Origin of the sequence: Propionibacterium ruminifibrarum (genome assembly GCF_900289195.1) — a bacterium.
Taxonomy (GTDB): Bacteria; Actinomycetota; Actinomycetes; order Propionibacteriales; family Propionibacteriaceae; genus Propionibacterium; species Propionibacterium ruminifibrarum.
Genome location: NZ_OMOH01000005.1, coordinates 128,491 through 141,607 on the forward strand (window position 1 = coordinate 128,491; position 13,117 = coordinate 141,607).

The following is a 13,117-nucleotide window of genomic DNA, read 5'->3' on the forward strand; positions in this document are numbered from 1 at the left end:
GATGGATCGCATGGAGATTTTCGCCCGTCTGGCGGATGGGGTCCTAAGTCGTGAGGAAGCGCTGTCGCTACTTAAGCGTTCGGAAGCGCCCTGTCAGGTGCCGCACCCTGCAACCGGGCCGCGGACTCCTGCTCCCTGCGGTCAGCCATCGCTTGGTGGACGGTCATTGGAGACAATCAGGGGCGCTGTTCGGGATTGTGTTGCCGACAGGCTGCACATTGATCCCGATGAGGTAACCGACGACCTGAGCTTCTCTGAGATGGGTGCCGATTCGATCAGTGGCTTGGAAATTGTCAGAGAACTCAATGTGCGGTATGGACTGAACCTCGAATCCACCATTCTGTACGACTATCCGCACGTGGGTGATCTGGCGGCGCATATCGATTCTCTGACAGGGGACGTTGTCGCTACCGGCGCCACCTTCCTGTCCAGCCCCGAGCAGCACCAAGTGCCCTTGGAACAGGTCAGAACGGGGATCATGGACGCTTTGGCGGGAATCCTGCATCTTGAACCCCAAGACCTCGACGCAGAACTTACCTTCCAGGAGATGGGAGTTGACTCGATCAGCGGACTGGAAGTGGTGCGCGAGTGCAACCTCCGGTTCGGAGTGAATCTCGACTCGGTGGTTCTCTACGACCATCCGGACCTTGATGATCTAGCAAGCTACATCGCAACTCAGATGGATCCCTCCCACGAGCAGGGGAGTGCCCTGCGCGACGGCGATGAAGGTGCCCTGCGATTCGAATCACAGGAAAAACGGGTGTTGTACCACGACACAAGCTTCGTGGACATGCGAGGACAATTTCTTCAAGGGCTAGCACAGTCAGGGGATAACTCCAGTGGTACACGATCGGACGCGCGATCCGGCTCGGCGCCCCTGAAGGCGGTTCCGCTCGCCTCCCTGACGGCGGATCCGACCCCGGCCGCAGGCCCGGTGTTACTGCGGGGCTCCGACCATCCCAGGGGGGGTGCGAGGAAGTTGGCCCCCGGCGTGCGTAGCCAGAAAAGCGAAGCAGCCCCCCCGCTGCACAGCACCGACGGGGATGCGATCGCCGTCATCGGCATGGCTGGGGTGTTCCCTGATGCTGATGACGTGGAGGAGTTCTGGGACAACTTGGTCAACGGGGTGGTCAGCATGCGTCCCGTTCCGAAGCACCGGTGGGGGCGGCGCAACGGATCGCGGACCTATCCGGATACCATTCGGCCCGCCCTGCTGCGCGGTATCGATCTTTTCGATCCGTTGTTCTTCAACGTCTCTCCGATCGACGCAGAGATTATGGATCCACAGCAGCGGGTGTTCCTGCAGGTGGCTTTCCATGCATTCGAGCACGCCGGACTGTCCGAGGATCATCTAGATGGTCGCCGGGTTGGGGTCTGGGTTGGCGCAGGGATGGGTGACTACCAGGACCGCTTAGCCCAGGGAAACATCCCGAACCAGTCACAGGTCTTCGCTGGCAACGCCAGCTCCATCCTGCCGGCTAGGGTCTCTTATTATCTTAACCTGCGTGGCCCCAGCCAGGCGATCGATACCGCATGCTCCTCCTCGCTCGTCGCCATCCACGATGCCTGTCAGGCTTTGCGGTACGGAGACGTCGAGTTGGCACTGGCCGGAGGGATTCGCCTGATGGTCGGTGACTCGCTATACATGCAGGTCCTCGATGCCGGGATGGGCTCACCAACCGGAGAATGCCGGGCTTTCGATGCCCGAGCGGACGGGATTGCGATGGGAGAAGCCGCTGCGGCGGTTGTTCTCAAGCGTCATGCCGACGCGATCGCGGACGGGGATCGCATCCTTGGCGTGATCCTTGGTTCTGGAGTGAATCAGGACGGTCGCACCAATGGGATCACGGCCCCCAGCCCAAGTGCCCAGGCCGAGCTCGAGCTTGAGGTTTACTCTCGCTATGACATCGATGCTCGTGACATCACCTTACTGGAGGCACATGGAACCGGCACCGCGCTTGGCGACCCCATCGAGGTCCGGGCTCTTCAGAAAGCATTTTCGAGGTACACCAGAGACGAGAGCTTCTGTCATCTCGGTTCGGTGAAGAATAATGTGGGGCACACCACGATGGCAGCGGGGATCACGAGCCTGATCAAGGTCCTCAAGGCGATCGAGAAGAAGATAGTGCCGCCGCTCACGAATTTCGAACGGTTAACCGACAAGATCGACCTCGATGGATCGCCGTTTCGCATCAATACGGAGGCCGTGGCGTGGGAGATTCCAGAACATTCAAGACGGGTCGCTGCGTTGAGCTCGTTCGGGTTCAGCGGAACCAATTGTCACATGGTCGTCCGAGAGGCCCTGTAGGAGCGCAAAATGGTTATTTTACGTCCAACCACTTCCTTACAATCCCAGGCTGAACGGGGCGTGTTGTCGAGCCACCGTGACCAAGGGTGTACCCACACTGTGGAGTATCCATTCGTGGTGTCCGCGAAGAGCTCGCAAGCCCTCGAGCGTTCGGCGCGGCGTCTGATCCAATGGGCTGATTCGGGTCCGGAAGGCATCGAACTCGCATGGGCGTCATATACGACGTGCCAGAGGAGATCCCGTTTTGCACACAGGATCGTGGTCTTCGCGAGTTCGTTCAGCGGTCTCGCTGAGGGTCTGCGGTCACGGATGGTGGATGGGGGTGTCCCTCACAGAGTAGAGGAACTGCCCGAGCTGGGGCCCGAGGTGGTCTCGGAACTGCGCAGTGAGGATTCCCGGTTGCGTCTGGAAGCGCAGGCACTCGTGCGAGGACATATCGAGTCAGGTGGAACATTGGACTTGGCTTCGTTTTTTAACGCCCCAGATCGTGTTGTGGTGGCCCTGCCTTCTTACCCGTTCGAGCGCACCAGCCTGTGGGTCGAGCAGTCAGCCGTCGAGCCAGGGGCTACGCCTTCGTCCCTGCCCGGCGTAGAATATCCGCTGCCTGGCTTGCGTGGTGCGACAGAACGTCGTGCGGGACAGGAATGTCGTGTGCGGACCCTCCATGTGGATGACTTCTGGCTGGCCGACCATATTGTTGCTCAGCAACACGTCTTCCCCGGCGTGGGATACATTGAATTCGCCGTGGCGTCCTCGGGTGCTTTTGCCCTTCCCGGTCCCCATGAGCTGAGGGACATCGTCTACCACAGCCCATTGGTGGTCCAGGGTAGCGATGACGAGCCCGAACTGGAACTGCACGGGGTCGCAGCGGGCACCGGATCGTTCCGCGTGTGCACGCGCCGGAGCGGTGAGGAAACAGTTCACTGCACCGGGACGATCCTCGACGGCGTGGCGGATCCGACCGCCTTTCGAGCGCACCCGATGAATCTGGACATCGACAGGATGTTCGGGGAACTGGGTCCTCGTCTTGATCGCGAAGCATGCTACGCCGAGATTCGTGGGACGGGACTCATGTTGGGTCCTTCGTTCAACGCGATCAGGACCATTGCGTTCAACGCCGACCGGGCCATGGCAGAGATAGTAATGCCCGAGAAGTTTGTGACGGACCACGAAGACTTCCTGTTGCACCCCTCTATCTTCGACGGAGCCCTCGAGAGCGTCTACTGGCTGGCACCTGCTGGCGCTACGTCGTTGCCCGTCGGAATCGACAGGGTCGGGTGGTTTTCCCGGCCCCTGCCACGTTGCTTCGCCTACGCTACTCGGTCTGTGGCAGGACGCCCGGGGGAATTCAGCTATGACGTGACAATTTACCAACCTGATGGCACACGCGCCGTGGCAGTGGAGGGCTTTCGTTTCAAGGATCTGTCATCGGGGCCTTCCCACGACAGCGACGTCCACTCCTTCACTTTCGAGCAGGTTCCGGTCGCACTCAGCGAATCCCCGGGGCTGGAGGGCAGCCTTGGCTTGGTGAACGTGACCACCCGGATGTGGGAGGCCCTGGGGCGAACCGGGGAGGTCATTGGTGTTGACACTCCCTCTTGTTCCGCATTGCGGGAGGGAGAACAGCAGGAATGGATGCGCAACGAGGTGCTGCCCTGCCGGGATGTTCGGGCGATAGTCATCGACCTCACCGGCTGTGGGGTTCCTGGGGTCGATGAACCATCTGCAGTCATGGCCATCCATGATCTGCTGGCCAGCCTCGAGAGTCATCTCATCACCCGGGCCCCGACCCTGCCGCAGGTGGTGTTGGTGGAACCAGACGCGCCCGCACGACTTACTCGAGCGCTAAGGGCATTCGCTCTGACAATGACCTTGGAGTCGCCTCAGACCAAGGTCACCGTCCTGGCAGCCGACCCCCGCGATGTACGCTTTGGGTCGCGTGTTCGCCGCGTGCTTCTGGCGGCCCCCCCTGGATTCGTGACCTGGGTTGGTGACCAACTCATGGAACCGCGTGTAGTTCCATGTTCCAGTGCTGGTACCGCGCGTCTGGAGGAGGCCACCGGGCCTGGCGTCTACGTGATCACAGGCGGTATGGGTGCCATCGGTAGTCTGCTTGCTGATCGCTTGGCCTGTCGCGGTACGAACCTCATGCTGTGGGGCAGGACACCTCTGGACGCGGAGCGTCGCGCGCGCATCGACGCCTTGGCGGCGCGTGGCGGCCGTGTCGAGTACCGGGTTGTGGATCTTGGCGACGCCCACTCGGTCGTGGAGTGTCTGGATGAGACCGAGCGGGCGCTGGGACCGATCGACGGTGTCTTCCACTGCGCTGGCACCACCCATGACACCATGCTGTCGGTTCCGCATGTTTCGCAGTCTCGGTCGGTGCTTGAGCCCAAGGTCGCCGGTGCTTGGAATCTGCGCAGGGCGTTGGAAGAGCGGCATGCTCGTTTCCTGGTTCTTGCCTCATCGATGGCGTCCGTGACGGGCAATACGGGACAGTCTGACTATGCGTTCGCTAACGGGTTCATGGATGGACTGGCAGTCGATGGTTCGAACGACAGTCGACTGCACACGGTGGCGCTGGACTGGTCCGTATGGCGCGATGGCGGTATCCACATCGAGCCGAACGTGCTGTCGATGTTCGCTACCGTGTTCGGGATCACACCGTTGACCAATGACCAGGGCTTGGCGTCGATTGCCCGCTCATTGGGCGGTGGCATGCAGCAGGTGATCGTTGTCGCAGGCGACCGGGAGCGGATCAAGGCGCACCTAGGGGTGGCTCCGCAGTCCGTGCCCCCGGTTAGGCGGCAGGTGTCCGGTCCGGGAACAGACCTGCGCGCGTGGGTCGAGCAAGGACTCCGGTCCATCATCATTTCTTCGATCAAACTGTCCGAGGACGATTTCGATCCGTCCCGTACCTTCCAGGAGTACGGCTATACGTCGCTGACGATGGTCGACCTTGCCAACGACATCAATGCCCGGTTCGGCACCTCCATCACGCCAGCGCTATTCTTCAGCGCCACGACCTTTGACAAGCTGGTGGAGCACCTCGTCAGTGCCGAGGAGCCCAGCGTGCTGCGCTCTTTCAAAGCATCGGGGTCCTTCGATGCGCCGACTGCGGTCGCAGCGGCTCTTCCCGGAGATAATAGGTCTGCCGATGATGCCTTCGCGATCGTGGGTCTCGATGTCGTGATGCCAGGATCTCGTGACATTCACCAGTACTGGAAGCATCTCATCGATTGTGACTGCATGACTTCGCAGGTCCCCTCGGACCGCTGGGACTGGCAAGCTCTCGACGCCGATCTGGCGAGGGCCGGGCAGGATCCGGTATCGCATCACGGCGCGTTCATGGCTGAGGTACAAGACTTCGATCGTTCCCTGTTCGGTATCTCGCCGCGCGAGGCGAAGTTCATGGACCCCCAACAGCGGCTGGTACTCGAATCGATCCACAGGACGATCGAAAGCTCGGGCAGACGCGTCAGCGACATGGCTGGTTCTAGGACTGGCATCTTTATCGGGGTCGCCACAGCAGACTACTCGAACGTCCTCCAGGAATCCGCGTTTCCGGTTGATGCCTACACCTCGACGGGAGCCTCGCACAGCGTCTTGGTGAACCGCGCTTCTTTCCACTTCAACTGGACGGGGCCGTCGGAGCCGATTGACACGGCTTGCTCGAGTTCACTAGTGGCCATTCACCGTGCCTGTGAAGCCATCCGCAGCGGTACGTGCGATGCTGCTGTTGCCGGTGGGGTCAACGTGATCGTCAGTCCCCTGCTGCACACCGCTTTCTCCCGCGCTGGCATGCTGTCGCCGTCTGGCAACTGCCATAGCTTTGATGTGGCAGCTGACGGTTATGTGCGCGGTGAGGGCGTCGGTACGCTGCTGATCAAGCCCTTGTCAGCAGCCACGTCCGATGGGGATCCAGTTCTGGCGGTGATCCGGGGAACTGCCGTGAACCACGGCGGGCATGCCAGCTCGTTGACGGCCCCCAATCCCAGAATGCAGGCCGAGGTCATCCGTGACGCATGGCGATCGGGCGATCTCGATTCCTCGGGTATCGGCTACATCGAGGCGCACGGCACCGGGACTAGGTTGGGGGATCCTGTCGAGATCGATGGTCTGCGTCAGGGCTTCCGCAGTCTGTCGCCGACCGGAGAGTTGTGGTCGGACAAGACCTGTTCGATCGGCACGGTCAAGGCCAACATCGGTCACCTCGAAGCAGCGGCCGGTGTGGCGGGAATCGCCAAGGTCGTGATGATGCTGCGTGAAGCGACGATTCCCGGCCATCCGACACTGGGGGAACTGAACCCGTATCTGGCCCTGGAGGACTCTCCGTTCGCCATTCAGAGGGAGACGTCTCCGTGGCCGAACCGCGGTGATGGAGAGTCCCGACGCGCTGGGGTCAGTTCGTTCGGCTTTGGGGGTGCCAACGCCCACATCGCGCTGGAGGAGTTCCGAGCCGAAGGGGTACGACCGTCCGACGGTGCACAGTTCTTGGTTTTCTCCGCGCGGAGCGAACGAGCGCTCGTCGAGCACATGCGCAATCACGCTAAAGCCCTGAGCGGATCGGTGCCGCCGAATCTTGCGGACGTCGCCAACACACTCCGCAATGGGCGGGAGCAGTACTCGCATCGCGCTGTCGTGCTCGTTCAGTCGGGGACTGGCGTAGATCAGGTCCGACGCGCACTGGAGGGGGAGTCCGTAGTGCCTGGTGTCGACGTCCTCATGTCGGCTACGTTCGGCGACGAGGAAGCGGTAGTGGTGCGGAACCATCCTGGCGCCGTGCTTGAAAGTTCTGAACAGGTGGTGGCCTTCCTGCGGGGAGAAACCGTCGAATGGAAGATCGCCCAGGATCAATTGACGCGTCGCGCGTGGCTTCCCCCGACCCCCATGGAACGGGTCCGTTGCTGGGCGACGGACGGGGTTCCGTCGTTCGCTATGACCCTCGGCCTCGGCGTGACAGCGGCAGATAGCTCCGCCGCTCCGCAATCAGTGACGAATTCCCTTCACCCCATGATAGATGAATGCTCGGACACCGAATCAGGAGCGAAGCGGTTCGCCAAGACCCTGCGCGACACGGAGTTCCTCGTTGCGCACCATGTCGTCAACGGTCGCAAGGTGCTGCCTGGCACGGCTTACGTCGAATTGGCCCACGCGGTTGGGCGCCAACTGGGGATGTCGCAGGCTTGTACCGTGTCCGGGCTGGTGTGGGAGCAGATCCTCGAGATGAAGGAACCTGAGATCGAGCTCATCGTTGATGCGACACCGCGTCCTTCACAGCACGGAGCCTTCGACCTCGTCGTGTCCAGCAGGTCCTCAGTGGGAACCGTTCGGCATTGCTGCTGCGTGGTGAGTGATGGCATCCGCTCCGCACCTATGACGATCGACGTGCCGGGGAGGATTCAGGAGGCGGACCGCGAGCTATCTCGTGAGTACTGCTACGGGACCCTGTATCCGCGGATTGGTTTTGACTACGGACCCGGATTTAGGGTCACCAGCGCAATCTGGTCGCAGGCTCACGGGGCGGTGACGGAACTGCGACTCCCGGAGGGTATCGCCGGTGTGGACGATCATCGGTTCAAGGTGCACCCCAGCCTGGTGGACGGTGCCATTCGGTCGATTGCGGCAATCTCGGAACAGCGCCACAGCTCCACTTACGTCCCCTTCTCCGTGGAGCGTGTCGAGGTCTTTGCGGAGTGTCCCGCGCATTGCTTCGCCGTTGTGACCATGGGATCCGGCACTAGCAGCAGGCGGATCCAGAGCATGTTGTTCAATGTCTCGATCCTCGACGAGGATGGGAACGAGTGCGTACGGTTCAACAACCTCATGGTGCGCGGTCTTCCCCGGGACTATACGAATGATGACCGGGAATTCTTCCTTGTCCCCCAATGGGTCGAGGTACCCACCGCTCGCCCAGTGGCTTCGTCGGGTGCAGAACCAGTGCTGCTCATCGGAACGCGCAACGAAGGTTTCGCGTCTTTGTCCCGGGGTCTTGTCGCTGGCCATCCGGGGAGCATGGCCGTGCTGGTCGTCCCGCAGGAGTCGCGGGAGCGACGAGCCGACGATGCTGACAAGGGCATTGTGGAGATCGCGCGGGACGCCAATCTCCTTAATGACGTGGCCAACAGATGCCAAGGGTTGTCCCGTGTTGTCGTTGACCTCAGCGGTGCGGATTCCGCCGAGGATCTGCGCGGCCAGGGAGGACTTGATCTTCTCGCCGGGGTGGTGAGGGCGGCGGTCAGCTCCGCAGGAGCTAGGGTCCAGGTGACAGTCCTTGCACCGAGGCCTGATTCGGTGACCTCGCTGACTCCAATGGCCGCCCTGGGTCTTGCGCGATCAATGCCAGCGGTGGTGCCGAATGTGCACTGGACGATCGCAGAAGTGGATGCATCCGTGTCGGCGGAGGGGGCGCTCCGCCGTTTGGACAGGATGACGAATCTGCCTTCGGGCACTCGGGTGAGGATCATGCGGGATGTCACCCTCATGGAATCGATGCGTGCTCTCGACGACCACGAACTGGTTGCTGAAGGGACAGGGCTCCCCGATGGAGGTGTATGCGTCCTGTCGGGCGGGATGGGGAAGATTGGGCAGGCATTAGCCAGAAAGCTCGCTGCCGATCACCACATGAGGATCGCTATCCTGGGACGCTCTCCACTTGACGACCGTCGTGAGCAACTGCTGGCGGAGCTGCGTGACATGGGGGGCGAGGGGCTCTACATCCCCTGTGACGTGAGCGACCGCCACCGCGTGGCGACGTCTGTGGAGACGATCAGGTCCAGGTGGGGTCAAATAGATGCGGTAATCCATGCCGCAGGTGTGATGAGTTCCCGCATGTTCTTGGATGCCCCGCTGACCGACATTGAACGCGTTCTTGCCGCCAAAATCACTGGCGCGGTGAACCTAGATGCAGAGACGGCACAAGATGACCTGACCCAGTTCATCGTCTTCTCGTCTGTTTCCGCTCTAGTCGGCGACATGGGATCAGGCACCTATGGCGCAGCCAATGCGCTGCTTGATGGTTTCGCGGAGCAGCGCGAGAACGAGGTCAGGAATGGGCGTCGAAGGGGCGCCACGCTGTGCATCGACTGGCCGATGTGGGCGGACGGCGGGATGCCCATCCCCGGCGGGGTCGACTCATTCGCGGAGAACACGGGTATGTCGCTGCTGCGTACCGACTCCGGGATCGACCTGTTCGAATGGATCACGAAACTGGGGCGCACCCGAATCGTTCCCCTGCACGGGCGCCCGACGCCGTTGCGTCGTCTGTTCCGTTTCACCCATGCGACACAGCGATCAGCTGGTATCGCGGCCCCCGTGAGGGCTGCCAAGCAGCAGGACGACCTGATGGAGGTCTGCATCGATCACCTCAAGCGACTCATCGCAGAGGCCAGTGGTTACGCGGTCGATGAGTTCGATGAGGATGATGACTTCGAGGAGTTCGGTATCGACTCTCTGATGATTCTGAGCCTCAATGACAAGCTGGCCGTGGACTTCCCGGGACTGGAACGGACCATCTTCTTCGAGCACAATTCGATCTCGTCACTGGCAGCCCACCTGCTTGAGGAACGCAGAGCAGCGGTTGAGGCGCTTGCCGCACGTCGGGAAGAGCCAATGATGACCTCTGCCCTGCCGTTCGTTGAAGACGCAGCGCTCGAGTCGACATCTGTCGAGGTGCAGGCTTCGGTTATCGCCCAACCACGACGAGCGACGAGCGTGCAGTCTTTCGAAGAGGCAGCGCTGTTCGCGGCAGAGGAACCCATCGCTATTATCGGGATGAACGGAAGATTCCCCGGGGCCGATTCGATCGCCGAGTTCTGGACGAACCTTTGCGACGGGAAGGACTGCGTCACCGAGATTCCTGCCGATCGATGGGATCTGAAGGTATTCGCGGACAAGCATGCTCGAGGGGAATCATGCATCTACTCGAAGTGGGGAGCGTTCTTGGATGACGTGGCTGGATTCGATCCCCTGTTATTCAAGATTCCATTCGTCGATGCCAGGCATATCGATCCGCAGGAGCGACTGTTCCTTGAGAACGTCTTCGGAACCCTTGAAGAGGCCGGTTACTGCGCCTTTCCGAAGGATCCGGTCAACGTTGGTGTCTACGTCGGAGTCATGTATGGGCATTACCAATTGTTGGCTCTGGAGCGCACCCTTGCTGGTAAGGAGACAATCACCAGTTCTACCTTCGCCTCAATTGCGAACCGAACTTCCTATGTCTTCAATTTTACTGGTCCATCGCTGGCAGTTGACACCATGTGTTCATCCTCCTTGACCGCCATCCATCTAGCCTGTGAAGCTCTTCGTCGGGGTGATTGCGATATGGCCGTGGCCGGTGGTGTGAACGTCACGGTGCATCCGGATAAATACCGGTTCCTGAGTTCACAGCACTTTCTCGCGTCCGATGGTCGGTGTCACGCCTTCGGTGAGGGTGGCGACGGATATGTGCCGGGTGAGGGCGTCGCATCTCTGCTCCTCAAGCCGCTATCGAAGGCCGAGCGGGACGGTGACCATATCCATGCGCTAATTCGGGGGACCGCCATCAACCATGGCGGCAAGACAAACGGATACACCGTGACGAATCCAGTGGCCCAGTCGGAGGCGATTCTCTCGGCGCTAGAGAAATCGGGTGTATCCGCGCGCGACATCAGCTACATCGAGGCCCACGGGACAGGCACTGAACTAGGTGACCCTATTGAGATCCGCGGTCTGACGATGGCGTTCTCGCGCAGCACTCATGATCGGGATTTCTGCTGGATCGGTTCGGTCAAGTCCAATATCGGGCATGCCGAGGGTGCGGCCGGCGTCGTTTCGGTCGTGAAGACCGTAGAACAACTTCGGCATCACGCCGTGGTCCCGTCGCTTCACAGCGAGGTGCTGAACCCGCAGATCGCGTTCGCCGAGACACCGTTCCGCGTGCCCCACAAGGTGGAGCCCTGGCAGCCCACTGGTACCATTCATGATGGGGTGCACGGCTCTTTGTTGGCAGGCGTGAGTTCGTTCGGCGCAGGGGGCGCAAATTCCCATCTCGTCCTTGAGGAGTACCTTCCGGCACCCGGTCGGGAAGCTACCCTGCGGGGACCTGGATTAGTCCCGTTCTCCGCACGCAATGACGCGGGGATGCGCAGATTGCTGACGGTCTGGGAGACCTTCCTTACTGGGTCGCAGGCGCGATCCGAACCGGGTTCGAGAATGCTGCCCGCGTTGTGCGGCGCACTGGCCGAGCTGCTCGGCCTGCCCGATGCCGGGGACGTGGATGCGGCACTGGCACTGGACGAGCTGGGCATGGACAGTACCTTGTGGGACGTCCTGGCGAGGCGCATCGAGGAGTTTTCGGGCCACAGGTGCAACTGGTCCGAGATAGCCGACTTGGATTCGGTTGGAGCAATTGCGGGCCACTTGGAGGAAAAGGCGATGATTTCGGCTGCTGAAGGGCTTGGTGTTCGCGAGGATCTGCCATCCTGCGGTGACATCGCCTTCACCATGCAGGTGGGCAGGGTCCACCAGACGGGGGCCAGAGCAGCGGTGATCGCCGATACCCCTGCGGAGCTTCTGGCAGGTATCCGCCTTCTGCTAGCCGGTGAGACCAGCCCAACCGTCTTTGCGTCCGTGGCCGGGAGCCGACGTCGTGACGACAAGGCTGTCATCGCCGAGTGGTGCGCTGCACGTGATCTCCCGAAGATTGCGGAGGCCTATGTGAGTGGGAACTCCGTGGACTGGACGGGTGTGGCCGAAGGGCCCGTGCGCAGAGTCAGTCTTCCGCTGTACCCCTGCGAACGAAATGCCCTGTGGCTGGACCCCGGTCCTTCTTCGCCGGTCGTCGTCCCTCCGGATCCCACGCCGATTGTCGCCAACACCTCGACACTGGAGGCGGTGGGTTTCCGCATCCATCTCGATCCCGCGTGGATGGCTGTGTCCGACCACGTCATCCATGGCAGGGCTCTGCTCCCGGGAGCTGGATACCTGCAGTTCGCGAACCAGGTGGCGTCAGCCGCTGCCGAGCAGCCCGTGACAGTCATCCGCAACGTCGTGTGGCGGGTTCCCGTAGCTGTTCAGGCCGACATGGATCTGGACGTCGAGGTTCGGCGAGAGGGTCGGACCATCGACTTGACGGTCCATGCTGGCAACAAGTCCTCGCCGCGTGCCTTCGAGGCGAGCCTCGAGGTGGGAGACCGACAGGCCGCCGAGCGCCACAGTGATGGGTGGTCGGTCGGCGGTCAGCCTTCCATCGAGCTGGAAGCCCGCGCCATCTATGAGCGATTCGCCCAGGTCGGTATGGCTTACGGGCAGGGCATGCAGACGGTGCTCAGGGCCCGCGTGAGCGAGGCGGAGCTGGTTGCAGATCTCGAACTGCCCGGTGGATGGCAGCCCAGCCACGGGATGGATCTGCATCCCGCGCTACTGGACGGTGCATTCCAGGCCGTGGCGATAACGGGGATGCGGGGGCGGCAGGGGCAGCAGGCCATGATTCCCTTGGGAGCGGACGCTATCACCATCCATGCAGCAATCCCTGACACGTGCACTGTGCACGTCGTTCCCGCCGTAGCGCAGACCTTCGACGAGGAGCGCTCGCGACACTTGGCCAAGTACGACATTGTCGTCATCGACGATTCCGGCCTGATCGTGGTCGAGATCGCCGGCTTCTCGGGAATGACCGTTGAGTCCTCCGGCGGCTCCGTCACGGGACCTGCCCATTCTGGCGGCGAGGACGACGACGTGCCCACCACGTTGGAGTTGCTGCAGCGCCTCGAGCGTGGAGAGATCCCTCAAAAACTTGTGATCAACGCACTGGACCATGGAGTGTTCTGA

At 61.5% G+C, this 13,117-nt stretch carries 2 protein-coding genes and 1 pseudogene; all 3 read left to right on the forward strand.

The features are described 5' to 3' along the window. Position 1 precedes the first annotated feature (1 nt). The 3 genes and pseudogenes from PROPJV5_RS07330 to PROPJV5_RS07335 all read left to right on the forward strand — a co-directional run bounded on the left by PROPJV5_RS07330 (position 2) and on the right by PROPJV5_RS07335 (position 13,117). A complete protein-coding gene (locus PROPJV5_RS07330) occupies positions 2-2,308 on the forward strand; it encodes a type I polyketide synthase (RefSeq protein WP_119715700.1) in 2,307 nt (768 codons plus the stop codon). A gap of 9 nt (positions 2,309-2,317) precedes the next feature. Further along, positions 2,318-2,590 (forward strand): annotated as a pseudogene (locus PROPJV5_RS13155) (CurL C-terminal domain-containing protein); the annotation flags it as partial. Between the two features lie 84 nt (positions 2,591-2,674). Continuing rightward, positions 2,675-13,117 (forward strand): SDR family NAD(P)-dependent oxidoreductase, encoded by a 10,443-nt coding sequence (locus PROPJV5_RS07335; protein ID WP_182858629.1) that lies wholly within the window; start codon positions 2,675-2,677, stop codon positions 13,115-13,117.